Raw genomic sequence first — 17,845 nt, forward strand, 5'->3', positions numbered from 1 at the left:
CGCCATGACGATCACGAACCTCCGCATCCGCGGCCTGACCAAGTCGTTCGGCGGAGTCCGGGCCCTGGACGGCGTGGACCTCACCGTCCCCGCCGGACAGGTGCACGCCCTGCTCGGCCACAACGGCGCCGGCAAGTCCACCCTCATCAAGTGCCTGGGCGGCGCCTTCCCGCCCGACGCCGGCACCATCGAGGTGGGCGGGACGACACACACCCGCCTCAGCCCCCGCGAGTCGATCGCGGCCGGCGTGGCGATCATCTTCCAGACCCTCAGCGTGGTCGACGCTCTGACCGTGGCGGAGAACATCTTCCTCGGCCAGGAGTGGACCCGGTACGGCCGCATCGACCGGCGCGCCCAGGAGGACGTCGCCGCCGGGCTGCTGGAGCGGGTGGCGGCCCGGTGCTCCCCGCGTGACCGGGTGGGTGATCTGCCCATGGGGCAGCGGCAGTTGGTCGAGATCGCCAAGGCCCTCAGCCGCAGCGCCTCCGTCCTGGTCCTCGACGAACCGACGGCCGCCCTGTCCGGCGCGGAGACCGACGCCCTGGCCGAACGGGTCGAGGACCTGCGCACCCAGGGGCTCGCCATCGTCTACGTCACCCACCTGCTGGCGGAGGTGGAGCGGCTCGCGGACGCGGTGACGGTCCTGCGCGACGGACGGGTCGCGCACCAGGGCACGGTCGCGGGGCAGACCCGGGCCGAACTGGTCGCGGCGATCGCCGGACGGCCGACGGAGGAGGTGCGCAGGCCCAAGCCCCGCCGTACATCAACGGCACCCCGGCTCGTCGTCAAAGCCCTGCGCGGCCCCGGCTTCGGCCCCGTCGATGTCACCGTCGGCGAAGGCGAACGCGTCGCCCTGTTCGGGCTCATCGGCTCCGGCCGCACCCGCGTCCTGGAGACCCTCTACGGCAGGCGCCGCGCCACCGCCGGAACGATCCGGGTCGGTGACCGTACCGTCGCCCCCGCCCGGCCGGCCGACGCGCTCGCCGCCGGGATCGCGCTCGTGCCTGCGGACCGGCGCGCACAGGGCCTCTTCCCGTCGCTGTCCGCGCAGGACAACACGCTGCTGCCCTCCGTCCGGCCCCTGGCCCGCCACGGCGTACGGGCGCTGCGCACCGAGCGGCGGGTGTTCGAGGCGCTGGCCACGGAGGTGGGGCTGCGTCCGGCCCGGCCCGGGCTGCCGGCGGGCGCGTTCTCCGGCGGCAACCAGCAGAAGCTCGTCCTCGGCCGGTGGATCAACGAGGCCCGGCACGTCGACGTGCTGCTGCTGGACGAGCCGACGCAGGGCGTCGACGTGGGGGCCCGGCAGGAGATCTACCGGGTCGTGTCGTCCCTCGCCGCCGAGCGGGGCACCGCCGTGTTGTTCGCCTCCAGCGACCCCGAGGAGATCGTGGCGCTCGCCGACCGCTGCCTGATCGTCGCCGGGGGACGGATCGCCGGCGAACTCTCGGGTGCCGAACTCACCGAACAGGCCCTGCTGTCGGCCGTCCACACCCCCCTGCCCGCCGAAGGAGCAGCATGACCACCGCCGACCGCGTCCTCACGCGCCCCCGACTCCTGGCCACGGGCGGGCTGGACACCGTACGCCGCAACCCGCTCCTGGTCGTGCTCGTCGCGATGGTGCTGGTCTTCCAGCTGACCACGGGCAGTTTCCTCGACCCGGCCAACCTGAGCGGCATCGCCACCGACGCCGCCACGCTCGCCATCGTCGCCGTCCCGCTGGCCCTGCTCGTCATCAGCGGCTACCTCGACCTGTCGGTCGGCTCCACGCTCGCCCTCGGCGGGCTGGTCGCGGGCTGGCTGGCCGGGCAGCACCACCAGTCACCCGCCGTCGCCCTGCTGGGGGCGCTCGCCGCCGGGGCGGCGGTCGGGGCGGTGAACGGCGTCCTGTGCTGCTACTTCGGCCTGTCCGCGTTCATCGTCACCCTAGGGATGCTGACCGCCGTACGGGGCCTGGCACAGCAGCTGTTCCCGCTGCCGCTGAGCGGCTTCGGCTCCGGGTTCGCCTGGATCGGCGGGGCGCGGATCGCCGGGGTCGCGGCGCCGGTCGTCATCGCCGCGCTGGTGCTGGCGGCGGGCACGCTCTTCCTGGCGCTCACCCCGGCCGGACGCCACGTCTTCGCCATCGGCGTCAACCGGGAGGCCGCCCACCTCTCGGGCATCCAGGTCCGCCGGACCCCGTTCGCGCTGTTCGTCGTCACCGGCGTGGCCGCCGCCCTGGCCGGGGCCGTCAAGGCGTCGGTGCTGGACAGCGTGGTCGCGGGAACCTCCGGGGCCGGGTTCGAACTGACCGTCCTCACCGCGGTGCTGCTCGGCGGAGTCGCCCTCACCGGCGGCACCGGCTCGATCCTCGGCGTCCTGCTCGGCGTGCTCTTCCTCGGCGGCCTGCAGAACGGCCTGACCCTGCTGAACGTGCCGACATTCTGGCAGCAGATGGCCCAGGGCGTCGCGCTGGTGGCCGGCGCGGCCCTGGCGTACTTCGCTCCCCGCACCGGGCGCTGACCCAACTCCCCCCTGACATCCCGAAAAGAGGTCACTCGTGAGCGAGACCGCATCCGTGAGCGACACCGCCCCCACCCTCGTCCTGACCGGCGGCCAGGTCCTCACCGTCGACGCGGGCTTCACCGTCGCCGAAGGCGTGGCCGTGCGCGGCCGGGACATCCTGGCCGTCGGCGGCGACGCGGAGATGCGCGCCCTGGCCGGACCCGGCACGCGGATCGTCGAACTGGGCGGCCGGACCGTGCTGCCCGGCATCAACGACTCGCATCTGCACGGGGCCGCCTACGGGATGACGAAACCGCCCTTCGCCATCGACGTCGGTCATCCGGCGGTGGGTTCCCTCGCGGACATCGCCGAGGCCGTGGGCCGGGCGGCACGGGACGCCCCGGACGGCGCGTGGATCGTCGGTCTGGGCTGGGACCCCGGCTATCTCGCGGAGTGCCTGGCCGAGCCGGGCCGCTTCCCGCACCGCCGGGACCTGGACGCGGTGGCGCCGCGCCACCCGGTCTGTCTGACCGACTTCTCCTCGCACATGGTGTGGGCCAACTCCGAGGCACTGCGCCGCTGCGGCATCGACGCGGACACCGCGCCCCCGCCCGGCGGCGTCATCGACCACGACCCCGACGGCCGGCCGACCGGCATCCTGCGCGAGGCCGCCGGGCGGCTCGTCCAGGCCGAGCTGCCCGCCCCCACCGTCGCCCAGCGCCGCCAGGCCATCCAGGGCGTGATCCGCGAGCTGCACGCGCGCGGCATCACCAGCTACACCGAGCCGGGCCTCGGCCCCGGCGGCGCCGGAACCCTGTTCGGGGGCCTGAGCACCGACAACTGGACCGCGTACGCCGAACTCGCGGCCGAGGGCGCACTCGAAGCCCGTGTCAGCGTCCTGCTCCTGCCCGCCCCCATGGGCGGCTCCGCCGACGACGTCCGCAAGGGCCTGGCCGAACTGCGCCGCCCCGAGTCGGCCGACCCCCGGCTCCTGCGGGCCATCGGCGTCAAGGTCTTCGGCGACGGAGTACCGCCCAACCGCACGGCGTGGATGAACGAGCCCTACCCGGAAGGCGGTCACGGCGCCCTCTGCGTGCACGGCGACACCCCCGCGCTCCAGGCGGACGAACTGCGCGAGATGATCCGGGTCGCCCACGAGGCCGGCTTCCAGCTCGGCGTGCACGTCACCGGCGACCGGGCCATCGACACGGTCGTGGACGCCTTCGTCGCCGCGAACACCGCCGCGCCCCGCCCCGACGCCCGCCACTACGTCATCCACGGCGACTTCATCGGCCCCGGCAGCCTGGCCAAGCTCGCCGCACACGGCTACGGCGTCAACATGAACCCCGCCATCAAATGGACCATCTCCGACCTGATGGACGAGGTCGTGGGCCCCGAACGCTCCGCCTACCAGTGGCCGGTGCGCTCCGCGCTCGACGCCGGAGTACGGGTCTGCGCCAGCTCCGACGCCCCGATCACCGAGCCCGACTGGCGGCAGGGCGTGGCCTCGATGATGCTCCGCGAGTCCAAGGCCAGCGGCCGGCCCAGCGGCCCCGAACAGTGCGTGCCGCTCGCCGACGCCCTGCGCGCCTACACGGCCACCGCCGCCTGGCAGGACTTCGCCGACGATTTCAAGGGCACCGTCGAACCGGGCCGGGCCGCCGACCTGTGCGTCCTGGACCGGCCGCTGCTGGGCCTCGACCCGCACGAGATCACCGAAGTGCGGGTGGATCTCACCGTGTTCGACGGGCGGGTGGTCTTCGAACGCTGAGCGGCCGGCGGGCGCGTCACGCCGCCCGCACCACCGCCCTCCTCGCTCCCCACCGCCGGGTCCGGTACCCGCCGGCCGCCCGGCACACCGCGTAGATGCCGAACGAGATCGTCGTGACGTAGGGGCTGATGGGGATGCTGCTGCCGAGCGCGAGCAGGATGCCGCCCTCGATCGAGGCCACGGCGAACAGCACGCTCAGCACGGGCAGCAGCACCGGCGACGCGGTGACGCGGGCGGCGGCAGCGGCCGGGGTGACGACCAGCGTGAGCACCAGCAGCGCGCCGACGACCTGCACCGACAGGGCGACGGCGAGGCCGAGTACCAGCATGAACGCGAAAGACAGAGCCCGCACGGGCACCCCGCGGGCCTCCGCCACGTCCGGGTCGGTGCTGGCGAAGGTGAGCGGACGCCACATGACCGCCAGGGCGATGAGCACCAGCACGGACGTGCCGAGCAGCCATGACATCTGCGGGGTGTCCACGGCCACGATCTGCCCGGTGAGCAGCCCGAACTTGTTGGCCGCCCGGCCCTTGTAGAGGGCCAGGAAGAGCACGCCCAGGCCCAGCCCGAACGGCATGATGATGCCGATCACCGAGTTGCGGTCCCGGGCCCGCGTCCCCAGCACCCCGATGGCCCCGGCCGCGAGGAGCGAGCCGGCGATCGAGCCCGCCACGATGTTCGCGCCCAGCAGCAGCGCCGCCGAGGCGCCCGCGAAGGACAGTTCGCTGATGCCGTGCACCGCGAACGGCAGGTCCCGCATCAGTACGAACACCCCGGCCAGCCCGCCCACGAGCCCCAGCGCCACACCCGCGACGAGGGAGTTGTGGACCAGGGCGAGGAGTTCGCCGTAGTCGGTGAAGTCGAAGATCTGGTGCCAGATCCCGGCGGCGAGCGTCATGCGCGCACTCCGTCCGTCTCGTGCGTCTGCTCGGGATGGTGTGCCGGTGCGGCCGGTTCGTCGGGCGCGCCCGCGACCACCACCCGGCCGCGCACCCGTACGACATCGACCTGCGTGCCGTAGAGCCGGGACAGCGACTCGGAGGTCAGCACCTCGTCGGGGGTGCCGACGCGGTGGCCGCCGGGGGCCAGGTACAGCACCCGGTCGACCAGTCCCAGCACCGGGTTGATCTCGTGCGTCACGAAGACCACAGCCGTGCCGTGGGCGCGGCGCCGGGCGTCGATCAGTTCGGTGACGGCCCGCTGGTGGTTCAGGTCGAGCGACAGCAGCGGCTCGTCGCACAGCAGGATCCGCGGGTCGGTGGCCAGGGCCTGCCCGATGCGGACGCGTTGCCGTTCGCCGCCGGACAGCATCCCGAGCGGGACATCGGCGTAGGCCGACGCCCCGACCGCCTCGAGGATCTCGTCCACCCGGCGGCGGACCCCGCCGGTGCGCAGCCGCGGCCCGAAGCGGTGCCCGTCGACGCCGAACCGTACGAGGTCCCGGGCGCGCAGCATCGCCTGGGCGGACAGCGCGGCCTGCTGCGGCACGTAGCCGATGTCCCGGGCGGCGTCACGCGCGGGCCGGCCGAGGACGGTCAGCGTCCCGGCGGACAGCGGCCGGCGGCCCAGCAGCGCCCGTACGAAACTGGTCTTGCCCGCACCGTTCGGCCCCAGCACGGCCAGGAACTCCCCGGCCCGTACGTCGAGATCGAGGCCGCTCCACACCTCGCGGGCGCCGTACGACAGGGCCGCGCCGCGCAGACTGATGACAGGAACGCCGTCCTGCCGGGATATCGCGGTCACTTGGCCAGCGCGCCCGCGAGCGCGTCGACGTTGGCCGTCATCCAGCCGAGGTAGTCCTTGCCCTTCGGCAGGGTCTCGGTCACGGGCACGACGGGGATGCCGGCCGCCTCGGCCGCCGCCTCGGTCTTCTCGGTCTGCGGGCCGGAGGTCTGCGCGTTGCAGACGAGCGCCTCGACCTTCCTGCCGCTGAACAGCGCCAAGTTCTCCTGGAGGATCCGCGGGGATACGTCGTCACCCTCCTCGATCGCCTCGCTGAACTCGGCGGGTGTCCGGTTGACCAGGCCGCTCGCCTCGGTCATGTACAGCGGCACGGGCTCGGTGATCGCCACGCCCGCGCCGCCGTGCTCCTTCTTGATCCGGGCTTCCTTCGCCTCCAGTGGCGTGAGCCGGGCCTCGAAGGCGGCGGCGTTCTTCTTGAAGACGGCCGCGTCGGACGGGTCGGCCTTGGTCAGGGCCGCGGCTATCCGGCCGGTGACCTTGGCGACGGTGGGGAAGTCGTACCAGACATGCTCGTTCAGCTCGCCGCCCTTCGGCGCGGTCTTGCCGGACACCTCGACCGCGTTGATCACCTGGGCGGAGTCGTTGTGGCCGCCCTTCAGCATGCGGTCGACGAAGTCGTCGTAGCCGCCGCCGTTCTCCACGACGACCTCGGCCTTGGAGAGGGCGAGCTGGTTCTGGGGGTCGGCCTCGTAGGAGTGCGGGTCCTGGTCGGGGTCGCTGATGACCGAGGTGACGTCGACTCTGTCGCCACCGACGCGCCGCACGATGTCGCCGTAGACGTCCGTGGAGGCGACCACCGCGACGCGGGCCGGTGTGCTCTTGCCGCCGGGGGAGTCCGACGAGCTGCCGCAGCCCGCGAGAAGGGCCAGTGACGCGCTGGTCAGCAGCGCCAGGCGGCGGGACGTGGACAGGGGCATGGCTCCTCCAGGACGGACATGCACAGGGGTACTTGGCAGCGCCACGCTAGATGGGAATGAATGTCAAGAGCGGGTTCTGGTCGAAGTCATGTGAAAACCATTGCCAATTGTTGAAGCGGAGATCCGGACTGGTCTGGACTGGAAATCCAGGCATTGGACGCGTAGTCTAAATCCATGCGAGAGACTCTGACCGCGGAACGGGATGCGATCCTCGCCGCGCTGACGCCGGTCGTCGAAGGAATCGCCGCGACCTTCGGGCCGGTCTGCGAAGTCGTGCTGCACGACTACCGGAATCCGGAGAAGTCGGTGGTCGCCGTCGCCGGATCGGTGACCGGGCGGACGGTGGGTGGCGCCATGAGCGAGATCGGCATGCGCGTCCTCGCCGGAGGTGACGGGGCGGCCGACGAACTGAACTACGTGACCCGCACCCGCAACGGAGCGCTGGTGAAGTCCTCCACGATGGTGCTGAGGGATTCCACGGGGGCCGTGTTCGGCGCGCTCTGCGTCAACGTGGACGTCGGTGCCGTCAGTCAGGTCCACGGCCTGCTCGGCGCACTCGCCGGAATACGTCCCGAGCCGGCGGAGCTGCCGACCACCACCTTCGGCAACGACATCGACTCCGTGGTCGACGCCCTCGTCGACGTCCACCAGTCGAAGCAGCGGGGGAGCTGGGCGGAACTGGACCGCGCCGAGCGCCTGGAGCTGTTCGGCGGCCTGGACGCGCGCGGTGTCTTCGCCGTGCGCGGCGCGGTCGAGCAGGTCGCCGCCCGGCTCGGCATCTCCCGCGCCTCCGCCTACAACTACCTCTCCCAGGCCCGGGCCGCCCACGACACTTCCACCGGAGGACCCGCGTGACGACCACCACCCCACCGGTCACCCTCGACGACGTCCGGGACGCCGCCGCCCGGCTCAAGGGCGTCGCCCACCGCACCCCGGTGCTGCGCTCCCGCACCCTCGACGCGCTCGCCGGTGCCGAGATCCACCTCAAGTGCGAGAACTTCCAGCGCGTCGGCGCCTTCAAGTTCCGCGGCGCCTACAACGCCGCCTCCCGCCTCACCCCCGAGCAGCTGTCCCGGGGTATCGCCGCCTACTCCTCCGGCAACCACGCCCAGGCCGTCGCCCTGGCCGCCCGCGAGCTCGGCACCACCGCCGTGATCGTCATGCCGGAGGACGCCCCGCCGTCGAAACGGGCGGCCACCGCCGGCTACGGCGCCGAGATCGTCACCTACGACCGCTACACCGGCGACCGCGTGGCCATCGCCGAGGCCCTGGCTGCCGAGCGGGGCCTCACCGTCATCCCGCCGTACGAGCACCCGCACGTGATGGCCGGCCAAGGCACGGCCGCGCTCGAACTCCTCGAAGAAGTGGGGGAGTTGGGGGCGATAGTGACACCGGTCGGCGGTGGCGGGCTCATGGCCGGAAGTGCCACGGTGGCCAAGGGGCTGCACCCGGACATCCGGATGATCGGCGTGGAGCCGGAGGCCGGAGACGACACCAAGCGCTCGCTGGAGGCCGGACGGCGCATCAGTGTCCCGGTGCCGCACACCATCGCCGACGGACAGGCCCTGCACACACCGGGCGAACTCACCTTCTCCGTCAACCGGCGGCTCGTCGACGAGATCGCGCTGGTCACCGACGACGAGATCAGGGACGCGATGCGGTTCGCCTTCGAACGCCTGAAGATCGTCCTCGAGCCGAGCGGCGCCACCCCGCTCGCCGCCCTGCTGACCCGCCGAGCGGGCCGCCTCCCGCGCCGCGTCGGCGTGATCCTCTCCGGCGGCAACATCGACGCCGGGCGCTTCGCCGAACTCTGTGGCAACGAGGTCTGAGCGGAAGTTCTTCGGTTGGCGGCCCCGGACGGACGGGCGGACGATTGAGGAGTAGGAGGCCGGCCGCCGACGGCGGCGTCCAGGGCCGCCGGGGAGACCGGCCCCCCGGCCGCGGTGCGACGCGGCCGGAAGGGAGCGCGTCATGTTGGAAGTGAAGACGCTCGACAAGCCCGACGAGCGGCGTGATTTCCCCCGCGGCCACCTCGAAGCCGTCCACATGACGGATCTCGACTTCGCCGTGGCGACCTTCGAGCCCGGCTGGCGCTGGACCGAGTCCGTGGCCCCGATCGCGGGCACCGACACCTGTCAGATGCACCACAACGGCTACGTCCTCCAGGGCCGCATGCGCATCCGCATGGACGACGGCGGCGAGATCGAGGTCGGCCCCGGCGACGTCTACGTCGTCTCACCCGGACACGACGCCTGGGTCGTGGGCGACGAGCAGGCCGTGGTCTACGACTTCCAGGGGCAGACGGCTAGGGAGTTCGCGAAGAAGTAGCGCTCCCTCGCTCTTCGGAAACCGATCGGTTTACGCTTCCCCTCGTGGGAACCCGATCGGTTTCCTGTAGGGACTCGACACCGGGCTGGCGGCCGACCCCGCCGCTCTGTACCCGCAGCTCGCCGTCGCCTGATCACGCCCTTGGTCACACCGGCAGCAGCCGCGCCACCAGTGCGCTGAGCTGTCCTACGTTGCGGCACTCGTGCATCTCGACCAGCTCGGCATAGACCGGCGCGACGGAATCGCCCGTGCCCCACAGGGAGCGCTGCTCGGGGTTCAGCCAGTAGACGCGGCGCGCCCGTTCGGCGATCCGCCGCACGGCGGGCGGATTCGGGTCGCTCCCGTTCGTCCGCGCGTCACCGAGGACGAACACGGTCGTGCGCGGGCCGACCGCGTCGCCATGGATCTCGGCGAACTCGCCCAGCGCCGTGCCGTAGTCGCTGCTGTCGTGCCATCCGGTGAGGGTGGCCTCCGCCCCGATCCGGGCGCTGAGCCCTTCCGGATCCGCGGTGCCGTGCCGAAGGAGCGCGGTCACCTCGTCGATCCGGTTGACGAAGGCGAACACCCGCACCTTGCTGAACTGGTCGTGCAGCGCCTGGACCAGCAGCATCGTGAAGTCCGAGAAGCCGGACACCGACCCCGACACATCGCACAGCAGCACCAGTTCGGGGCGGGCGGGGCGGCGCCGGCGCAGCACCGGCTTCATCGGCACCCCGCCCGTCGACAGCGAACCGCGCAGCGTCCGCCGCAGGTCGATCGTGCCCCGGGAGGCGCGGCGGCGCCGGGCCGCGAGCCGGGTCGCGAGCTTGCGGGCGAGCGGCTGGACCGCCCTGCGCAGCTCGGCCAGCCGGGCCTTCCCGGCGAACAGGAAGTCGACCCGGTCGGCGGTCGGGGCCACCGCCCGCCGGGCGATCTCGTCCCGGTCGCGCCGCTCGGCGACCCGGCGCCGCGCCTCCGTGGCCACCAACGCGCGGAAGTTCTCGATACGTCGCCGGATCTCGTCCTCCAGCAGCCGGTCGGCGAACCCCGAACTGCCGCCCTGCCCCCGCACGGTGTCGCGGACCCGGGCGAGCAGGGTCTGCGGGCGCAGCCGCTCCAGGGCCTGGTACGACGACCAGCCGTCCGACTCCGGCGAGGATCCGTAGCCCCCGAAACCGTCGATCGCCTCGACCGCCAGCCGGCCCAGCAGCGCCTGGTCGTCGGCGGCGAGTGCGGCGGCCAGCCGGTCGCGCAGATCCTCCCGTCCGGCGCCCTTCTGCTCCGGGCCGCCGACACCGCGCGGGAAGTACAGGTCGAAGACCGGGTCGAACACCTGCCGTTGCCCGGTGCCGTGCAGCAGCGTCGCCGCCAGCCCCTCGCGCAAAAGCTCCCGGTCCGTGAGACCGAGCGCCTCGATCGCCTGCCCCGCGTCGACCGTCTCGCCGGTGCCGATCCGGATGCCATGCGCGCGCAGCGCCCCGACCAGGGACGTCAGCCGCTCCGCGACGCCCGTGCCCGTCGGGGTGGTCACAGGGCGTCCAGGTCGAGCTTGGCGCTCGCCTTGAGGACGTCCTCCTGATGCTTGAGGAGCACGCCGAGGCTGGCCCGCACGACCGTCTCGTCCAAGGTGCCGGCGCCCAGTGCGAGCAGCGTGCGCGCCCAGTCGATGGTCTCGGCGACCGACGGCACCTTGCGCAGGTCCATCGCCCGCAGCGCGCCCACGACCCGGACGACCGAGCGGGCCAGCGCCTCGTCGAGCCCCGGCACCTTCAGCCGTACGATCCGGCGCTCCAGCGCCTCGTCCGGGAAGCCGATGTGGAGGAAGAGGCAGCGGCGGCGCAGCGCCTCGGACAGTTCCCGGCTCGCGTTCGAGGTGAGGACGACGAAGGGGCGGCGGGTCGCGGTGATGGTGCCCAGCTCGGGCACGGTCACCTGGAAGTCGCTGAGCACCTCCAGGAGCAGGCCCTCCACCTCGACGTCCGCCTTGTCGGTCTCGTCGATCAGCAGCACTTTCGGGTCGTCGCCCCGGATGGCGGTCAGCAGCGGCCGGGTGAGCAGGAACTCCTCGCTGAAGATGTCCGTGCGCGTCTCGTCCCATGACTCGTCGCGGCCCGCACTGATGCGCAGGAGCTGCTTGGCGTGGTTCCACTCGTACAGCGCCCGGGACTCGTCGACCCCCTCGTAGCACTGGAGGCGCACCAGCCGCGCGCCCGCGACCTCGGCGACGGCCTTGGCCAGTTCCGTCTTGCCGACCCCGGCCGGGCCCTCGACCAGCAGCGGCTTGCCCAGGCGGTCGGCGAGGAAGACGGTCGTGGCGACGGCGGGCGAGGCGAGATACCCGGTCTCGGCCAGACGTGCGGAGACGTCGTCGACGGATGTGAACAACGGGGCCTCCAGGACGGCGGCGAGGGTCAGAGCACTATCCAAGCGCTTGTTCAGTCAGGATGTCACGGGGGTTCCGTGCACCGGAAGGTGGTAGACCGATCGGTTTCCCCGCTGTCCGGGGTGAGGTGGCCGCACTGGCCGGGATCGAGACGCTGGACGGCCTGACCACGGCGACTGTGACCGCGCTGCTGGAGGCGTCCGCCATGCGGTGAAGGGGCGGCCGCCGAAGCGACCGCCCCCTCGCGGCCGCCGAAGCGACCGCCCCTCGCGACCGACCTGTTCCTCACGCCACCGCGACCGCCCCGACAGCCGGAGTGCGCAACGTCCGCCGGGCCGTGGCCAGGCTCGTGCCCAGCGTCACCACCGCCGCGACCGCGACGACCGCCGCGCCGATGCCGAAGAACTCACCCGGCACCACCTCGTCGGTGCGCGCCACGGTGAAGGGCACGACCCCCGCCAGCGCCGCCAGCGTGCCGAAGAACACCCCCGTGACCATCAGGATCAGCCCTTCGACCCCCACCAGCCCGAGCACCTGCCCCGGAGTCGCCCCCGCGAGGCGCTGCTGCCCGAACTCCCGGACCCGGTAACTGGTCGCCGCGTAAAGCGAGTTGACCAGCATGACGCACACGAAGACCACGATGATCCCGACGACCGTGAAGTTGAGCGTCTCGAGGTTCTTCGCGTCGACCGACTTGACCATGCCCGAAGCCTCGACGGCATCGCTCTCCACCGCCTGCATGGTCAGCGTCGCCGTGGCGACCGCCGTGAACAGGATCAGCGACATCAGGATCCCGGCGAGCTGCCCGGCCCGCTCGCGCAGATTGCGCACCGCCAGCCAGCCGCTCGCGCCGCCGAGCGGCAGCCGGTCCAGCACGGCCGCCAGCAGCCGCGGCGCCCGCAGCGCGCAGCCGACGGACAGCAGGATCGCCCCGTACGCCGGCGGCGCCATCAGCGCGGCGTCCGTCGCCGAGAACACGAACGTCGAGGTCGCCGACGCGGCACCCGCCACCAGAGCCGCGTAGGCGAGGACCGTCCGCGCCCGGCCCCGCTGCCGGCTCCCGCCCGTCGCCCGCCGCACGGCGAGGAACGCGGCCCCCACGGCGGCGGACAGCGTGATGCCGATGCCGGACGAAAGCGCCACCGGACCGAAGGAGTGGCCGACGGACCGTGCGACCTGACCGCTGTCCTGGAACACCTCCAGCAGCGCCCGGCCGCCGAGCAGCGCCGGGCCGATCGCCAGCGCCGCGCCCACCAGGGCCACGGCCAGCGCCTCACCCACAACCATCCGCTTGATCTGCGCCGGAGTCGCCCCCGAGCAGCGCAACAGCTCCATCTCGGCGGCCCGCTGACGCACGTTCACCGTCAGCGTCGAGGCGATCGCGAAGAACACCAGCAGGGTGCCGTAGCCGCCGACCACGCCCGCCGCGGTGGAGAGGGTCTCCTTGCTCACCGGGTCCACGCCGGGCTGCCCGGCGGTGTCGTGCATCGAGTTGAACGTCATGACGATCGCCGCACCGAGGAACGCGGACAGCAGGGTCGCCAGGAACCGCCCGGGCCGCTGCCGTATCGACCGCATCGCGAGGACGAACACGGCTCACACCCCCGCCCGCACGTCGTCGCCCAGATGTGCCAGCCGTTCCGCGACGGCGTCCGCCGTCGGCGCGTCCATCCGGCCCGCGAGCCGGCCGTCCGCCAGGAACAGCACGGTGTCGGCGTACGAGGCGGCGACCGGATCGTGCGTCACCATCACCACGGTCCGGCCGTGCACCCGCACCGCCTGCCGGAGCAGGTGCAGCACGTCCCGCGCACTGCGCGTGTCCAGCGCGCCCGTAGGCTCGTCCGCGAAGATCACCCGCGGTTCGGTGACGAGCGCCCGGGCGATCGCGACCCGCTGGCGCTGACCGCCCGACAACTGATGGGGCCGGTGCCCGAGCCGGTCACCCAGTCCCACCGCCGTCAGCACCTCCCGGACCCGCTGCCGGTCCACCCGCCGCCCGGCCAGCTTCAGCGGCAGCACCGTGTTCTGAGCGACGGTCAGCGTCTCCAGCAGGTTGTACTGCTGGAACACGAACCCGATCCGGCCACGCCGGAACTTCGTCAGCTCGGCCTCGCCGCCGCCCGTCAGCTCGGTGCCGTCGACCTGCACGATCCCGCTGTCGGGCCGGTCGAGCCCCGCCGCGCACTGCAGCAGCGTCGACTTGCCGGAACCGGACGGCCCCATCACCGCCGTGAACGTGCCACGCCCCAGACCGAGCGTCACACCGTCCAGGGCGGTCACGGCGCTGTCGGCGCTCCCGTACGTCTTGGTGACCTTGACCAGCCGCAACGCCTCGGCAGCGGGTCCCGGGTCCTGGTCCTGTCGTGGGCCCCTCATCCGCACCATCGTCGTCCCCCTTCGTCCGACACGCCCTGTGTCTCGTCCTCGACGCTACGGAGAAGACGACGTGACCACACTGGCCGCAGAACCCGTATCGGGGGGTGTACTCAGCGACACCCCGGGGGTACCCGATCAGACCAGCACCGAAAGGGATGACACGGCATGCAGATCGATCTGAAGGGCCGCACCGCGCTGGTGACCGGCTCCACGCAGGGCATCGGCGCCGCGATCGCCTCGGGTCTGGCCCGGGCGGGCGCCAGGGTGGGGGTCAACGGCCGTTCGCCCGGGCGGGTGCAGGAGGCAGTGGACCGGATGCGGGGCGAGGTCCCCGGCGCCGACCTGGTGCCCGTGGCCGCCGATGTGACGACCGAAGAGGGCGCGCGGCAGGCGGTGGACGCCCTGGGGCAGGTCGACATCCTCGTCAACAACCTCGGCGTCTTCGAGTCCGCGGACCCCCTGGAGATCAGCGACGACGAGTGGCGGCGCTACTTCGAGGTCAACGTCCTGGCCGCCGTACGCCTCACCCGGCTCGTCCTGCCCGGCATGACCGAACGCGGCTGGGGCCGCGTGCAGTACATCGCCAGCGACTCGGCGGTCGTCATCCCCGCCGAGATGATCCACTACGGCATGTCGAAGACCGCCCTGCTCGCGGTGAGCCGGGGCTTCGCCAAGCAGGCGGCCGGTACCGGCGTCACGGTGAACTCCGTGATCGCCGGGCCGACCCACACGGGCGGCGTCGAGGACTTCGTCTATCAGCTCGTCGACCGCGACCTGCCCTGGGACGAGGCCCAGCGCGCCTTCATGCGACAGCACCGGCCGCAGTCCCTGCTCCAGCGGCTGATCGAGCCGGAGGAGATCGCGAACATGGTCGTCTATCTCGGCTCCGACCAGGCCTCCGCGACCACGGGCGGTGCCCTGCGCGTCGACGGCGGCTACGTCGACTCGATCCTGCCCTGATCCCTGGGGCGGTCCTCGGTCACCAGGATCACCTCCAGCGTGCGCGGACCGTGCACCCCCTCGACCCGGTCCAGCTCGATGTCACTGGTCGCCGACGGCCCGGAGATCCATGTCAACGGGCGTGCCGGGTCGAGGCGTTCGAGGCCCTGCGGCACCGAAGATACGACCTGGCCGGGCACCCGGACGACACAGATGTGGTGGTCCGGGACGAGGGTGATCCGCCGTCGGCCCTGGTCGGGCGAGCCGTCGAGGACGATCGTGCCGGTCTCGGCGATGGCGACGGCACACCCGGTGACGACGCTGTCGACACGGTCGAGTTCGTGCGGCGTGCTCACGGCCCGGTCGTGGACGCGTGTCGCGTCGACCGCCTTGAGCCAGTGGGGCGGCAGTTCGGGGGGCACCAGCACGGATCGCGTGCCCCGTTCCGCCAGGAGTCGCATGAGCACGTCCGGCAACTCGTCGTCCGTGCAGCGATGCACGACCGCCCGGTAGTCCGCCAGGTTCTCGGCGAGCAGATCCACCGTCTCCGCGACAGTCCGCTGCCCGTGCTCGCGCAGATAGTCCCGCGTGATCGGCGCCTCGTCGGCCGACACATCCGCCAGCGCGCGCCGCACCCGCCCCAGGATCCGCTCCCTGCTGTTCACTTGGCCCCGTCCTTCCCGCCACGCGTGCGCTGCCACCAGTCCCGGAACGGTTCGGCGGGCACCGGCGGCAGATCCCGGGTCCCGCTCCAGGCCCGGCCGGGCCCCGGCAGCGTACGGGGATGGAAGCGCCGGGTCCGGGAGGCGGCGCGCTGGCCGGTGCGCAGCGCGCCCGGGTGTGTGAACGCCCAGCGGGCCGCCCGCATCGCCGCACGCTCGGCGGCATGTCCCTTCGCGGGCCGCAGCACCACCTTGTTGCCCTCCCGGGTGACTTCCCCGCCCTCCACGACCCGTTCCCGCAGATGCACCAGCACCTCGGGGATGTCGATGGCGACCGGGCACACCTCGTAGCACGCCCCGCACAGCGAGGACGCGTACGGCAGCGAGGCGTCGATCTCGCTGGCCGTGCCCCGCAGCTGGGGGCTGAGGATCGCGCCGATCGGGCCCGGGTACACCGAGCCGTAGGCGTGGCCGCCGGCCCGCTCGTACACCGGGCAGACGTTGAGACACGCCGAGCAGCGGATGCAGCGCAGCGCCTGCCGGCCGACCTCGTCGGCGAGGGTGTCGGTGCGGCCGTTGTCCAGCAGCACCAGATGGAAGGTGCTCGGCCCGTCCTGACCGGTCGTGCCGGTCCAGGTGGACGTGTACGGGTTCATGCGCTCGGCCGTCGAGGAACGGGGGAGGGTCTGCAGGAACACCTCCAGGTCCTGCCACGTCGGCACGATCTTCTCGATGCCGACGACCGAGATCAGCGTCTCGGGCAGGGTCAGGCACATCCGGCCGTTGCCCTCGGACTCGACGACCACCAGGGTGCCCGTCTCGGCGACCATGAAGTTGGCGCCGGAGATGCCGACCTTGGCGCGCAGGAACTTCTCCCGCAGATGCAGCCGGGCCGCCTCGGCGAGTTCGGCGGGCGAATCGGTGAGGCCCTCGGGGGCCGGGCGGCCCCACTCGCTCATCTCGGAGCGGAAGATGTCCCGGATCTCGCCCCGGTTGCGGTGGATGGCCGGGACGAGGATGTGCGAGGGCCGGTCCTTGCCCAGCTGCACGATCAGCTCGGCGAGATCGGTCTCGTAGGCGTGGATGCCCTCGGCCTCCAGCGCCTCGTTGAGCCCGATCTCCTGCGTGGCCATCGACTTGACCTTGACGACCTCCGACTCGCCGGTCATCTTCACGAGTTGCGTGACGATGTCGTTGGCCTCGTCCGCGTCGGCGGCCCAGTGCACGACGCCGCCCGCGGCCGTGACCGACTCCTCCAACTGCACGAGGTAGCGGTCCAGATGGCGCAGCGTATGGTCCTTGATCCGCTTGCCCGCCTCGCGCAGCTCGGCCCAGTCGGACACCTCCGTCACGGCCTTCGCCCGCTTGGCGCGGATGGTGTGCGTGGCGTGTCGCAGATTGCCGCGCAGGGTCTCGTTGCCCACGGCCTCCCGCGCGGCCTCCGGAAACGCCGGCATGCCGAGATACGTCCCGCTCATACGGCCGGTTCCTCCTCCGTGCTCGCCAGGATCTCCGCGATGTGCACCGGCCGCATGCCGGTCCGCAGCCGGGTCATCGTCCCGCCGATGTGCATCAGACAGGAGTTGTCGGCCGCGCACAGCACCTCGGCGCCCGTCGACTCGGCGTTGCGCACCTTGTCGGTGCCCATCGCCGCCGAGACATCGGCGTTCTTCAGGGCGAAGGTGCCGCCGAACCCGCAGCACTCGTCGGCCCCCGGCAGCTCGGCGAGCTCGAGCCCCTTCACCGCCTGGAGCAGCCGCCGGGGCCGGTCGCCGAGCCCGAGTCCACGCAGCCCGTGACAGGTCGGGTGGTACGTCACCGTGTGCGGGTAGTACGCCCCGACGTCCGTCACGCCCAGCATGTCCACCAGGAACTCCGTGAGCTCGTACGTCTTCGGCACCACCGGCGCCAGCGTGGCCGCGAGGGTGTCCCCACGCCCCTCGGCCCGGGCCCGCTCGCCCATCCGCGGATACAGCTCGCGCACCATCGCCCCGCACGACCCGGACGGCGTCACGATCGCCTCGTACCCACCGAAGACATCGGAGAAATGCCGGGCGAGCGGCTCGGCCTCGTGACGGTATCCGGTGTTGTAGTGCGCCTGTCCGCAGCAGGTCTGCGCCATCGGGAAGTCGACGTCGACGCCCAGTCTGGTCAGCAGTTTCACCACGGCGCGCCCGGTGTCCGGATACAGCGTGTCGTTGACGCAGGTCAGGAACAGGGCGACACGCATCGCGGCTCCTTGTGGTCGATCATCGGATGAGTGCAG

Annotated in this window: 17 protein-coding genes; 7 read left to right on the forward strand and 10 right to left on the reverse strand. The window is 72.3% G+C overall.

What is annotated here, in order from left to right; all coding sequences use genetic code 11:
• The first annotated feature begins 4 nt into the window (after nucleotides 1-4).
• The 3 genes from OHU35_RS38590 to OHU35_RS38600 are packed head-to-tail and all read left to right on the forward strand — an operon-like array spanning nucleotide 5 to nucleotide 4,252.
• Nucleotides 5-1,519: a sugar ABC transporter ATP-binding protein gene (locus OHU35_RS38590; protein WP_189722065.1), complete on the forward strand. Its 1,515-nt coding sequence runs from the start codon at nucleotides 5-7 to the stop codon at nucleotides 1,517-1,519.
• Nucleotides 1,516-2,499: an ABC transporter permease gene (locus OHU35_RS38595; protein ID WP_189722064.1), complete on the forward strand. Its 984-nt coding sequence runs from the start codon at nucleotides 1,516-1,518 to the stop codon at nucleotides 2,497-2,499. Before OHU35_RS38590 ends, OHU35_RS38595 begins: the two co-directional genes overlap by 4 nt.
• Nucleotides 2,500-2,554: 55 nt before the next feature.
• Nucleotides 2,555-4,252, forward strand: a complete 1,698-nt coding sequence (locus tag OHU35_RS38600) for an amidohydrolase (RefSeq protein ID WP_189722635.1) — start codon at nucleotides 2,555-2,557, stop codon at nucleotides 4,250-4,252.
• A gap of 16 nt (nucleotides 4,253-4,268) precedes the next feature.
• Here OHU35_RS38600 and OHU35_RS38605 read toward each other — a convergent pair whose 3' ends face one another.
• From OHU35_RS38605 to OHU35_RS38615, 3 genes are read right to left on the reverse strand one after another with little or no spacing between them, the layout of a single operon-like run.
• Entirely contained in the window at nucleotides 4,269-5,150 is an 882-nt protein-coding gene (locus tag OHU35_RS38605; RefSeq protein WP_189722063.1) for a metal ABC transporter permease, read from the reverse strand.
• Nucleotides 5,147-5,995: a metal ABC transporter ATP-binding protein gene (locus OHU35_RS38610; RefSeq protein ID WP_189722062.1), complete on the reverse strand. Its 849-nt coding sequence runs from the start codon at nucleotides 5,993-5,995 to the stop codon at nucleotides 5,147-5,149. Before OHU35_RS38610 ends, OHU35_RS38605 begins: the two co-directional genes overlap by 4 nt.
• Nucleotides 5,992-6,912 (reverse strand): metal ABC transporter solute-binding protein, Zn/Mn family, encoded by a 921-nt coding sequence (locus OHU35_RS38615; protein WP_189722061.1) that lies wholly within the window; start codon nucleotides 6,910-6,912, stop codon nucleotides 5,992-5,994. Before OHU35_RS38615 ends, OHU35_RS38610 begins: the two co-directional genes overlap by 4 nt.
• Nucleotides 6,913-7,086: 174 nt before the next feature.
• Here OHU35_RS38615 and OHU35_RS38620 point away from each other — a divergent pair, with 174 nt between their 5' ends.
• From OHU35_RS38620 to OHU35_RS38630, 3 genes are all read left to right on the forward strand, one after another.
• Entirely contained in the window at nucleotides 7,087-7,767 is a 681-nt protein-coding gene (locus tag OHU35_RS38620) for a transcriptional regulator (RefSeq protein ID WP_189722060.1), read from the forward strand.
• The gene (locus OHU35_RS38625) at nucleotides 7,764-8,741 is read left to right on the forward strand and encodes a pyridoxal-phosphate dependent enzyme (RefSeq protein ID WP_189722059.1); all 978 of its coding nucleotides are present in this window, start codon (nucleotides 7,764-7,766) and stop codon (nucleotides 8,739-8,741) included. The genes OHU35_RS38620 and OHU35_RS38625 overlap by 4 nt, the downstream gene beginning before the upstream one ends.
• Before the next feature lie 142 nt (nucleotides 8,742-8,883).
• Complete coding sequence (locus tag OHU35_RS38630; RefSeq protein ID WP_189722058.1) at nucleotides 8,884-9,240, forward strand: cupin domain-containing protein; 357 nt, start codon at nucleotides 8,884-8,886, stop codon at nucleotides 9,238-9,240.
• Nucleotides 9,241-9,385: 145 nt separating this feature from the next.
• Here OHU35_RS38630 and OHU35_RS38635 read toward each other — a convergent pair whose 3' ends face one another.
• The 4 genes from OHU35_RS38635 to OHU35_RS38650 form a co-directional block, all read right to left on the reverse strand.
• Nucleotides 9,386-10,750 carry a VWA domain-containing protein gene (locus tag OHU35_RS38635; protein WP_359892855.1) on the reverse strand — a complete coding sequence of 455 codons (1,365 nt, stop codon included), beginning with the start codon at nucleotides 10,748-10,750 and terminating at the stop codon, nucleotides 9,386-9,388.
• Nucleotides 10,747-11,604 (reverse strand): MoxR family ATPase, encoded by an 858-nt coding sequence (locus tag OHU35_RS38640; RefSeq protein ID WP_189722056.1) that lies wholly within the window; start codon nucleotides 11,602-11,604, stop codon nucleotides 10,747-10,749. The genes OHU35_RS38635 and OHU35_RS38640 overlap by 4 nt, the downstream gene beginning before the upstream one ends.
• A gap of 283 nt (nucleotides 11,605-11,887) precedes the next feature.
• Complete coding sequence (locus OHU35_RS38645; protein WP_189722055.1) at nucleotides 11,888-13,195, reverse strand: ABC transporter permease; 1,308 nt, start codon at nucleotides 13,193-13,195, stop codon at nucleotides 11,888-11,890.
• 3 nt (nucleotides 13,196-13,198) lie between these two features.
• Entirely contained in the window at nucleotides 13,199-13,987 is a 789-nt protein-coding gene (locus tag OHU35_RS38650) for an ABC transporter ATP-binding protein (protein WP_189722054.1), read from the reverse strand.
• A gap of 156 nt (nucleotides 13,988-14,143) precedes the next feature.
• Between OHU35_RS38650 and OHU35_RS38655 the strand changes: the two genes are divergently transcribed.
• Nucleotides 14,144-14,938: an SDR family NAD(P)-dependent oxidoreductase gene (locus OHU35_RS38655; RefSeq protein ID WP_189722053.1), complete on the forward strand. Its 795-nt coding sequence runs from the start codon at nucleotides 14,144-14,146 to the stop codon at nucleotides 14,936-14,938.
• Here OHU35_RS38655 and OHU35_RS38660 read toward each other — a convergent pair.
• Genes OHU35_RS38660 through OHU35_RS38670 form a run of 3 tightly spaced genes read right to left on the reverse strand, consistent with a single transcriptional unit; the run spans nucleotide 14,914 to nucleotide 17,809 of the window.
• Nucleotides 14,914-15,582, reverse strand: coding sequence for a lactate utilization protein C (locus tag OHU35_RS38660; RefSeq protein ID WP_359892847.1), 669 nt, complete (start codon nucleotides 15,580-15,582; stop codon nucleotides 14,914-14,916). The two genes, OHU35_RS38655 and OHU35_RS38660, sit on opposite strands and share 25 nt — an antisense overlap.
• Nucleotides 15,579-17,057: a LutB/LldF family L-lactate oxidation iron-sulfur protein gene (locus OHU35_RS38665; protein WP_189722051.1), complete on the reverse strand. Its 1,479-nt coding sequence runs from the start codon at nucleotides 17,055-17,057 to the stop codon at nucleotides 15,579-15,581. Before OHU35_RS38665 ends, OHU35_RS38660 begins: the two co-directional genes overlap by 4 nt.
• Entirely contained in the window at nucleotides 17,054-17,809 is a 756-nt protein-coding gene (locus OHU35_RS38670) for a (Fe-S)-binding protein (protein WP_405508649.1), read from the reverse strand. Before OHU35_RS38670 ends, OHU35_RS38665 begins: the two co-directional genes overlap by 4 nt.
• Nucleotides 17,810-17,845: the final 36 nt, after the last annotated feature.

Source organism: Streptomyces purpurascens (genome assembly GCF_045040895.1).
Classification (GTDB): Bacteria; Actinomycetota; Actinomycetes; order Streptomycetales; family Streptomycetaceae; genus Streptomyces; species Streptomyces purpurascens.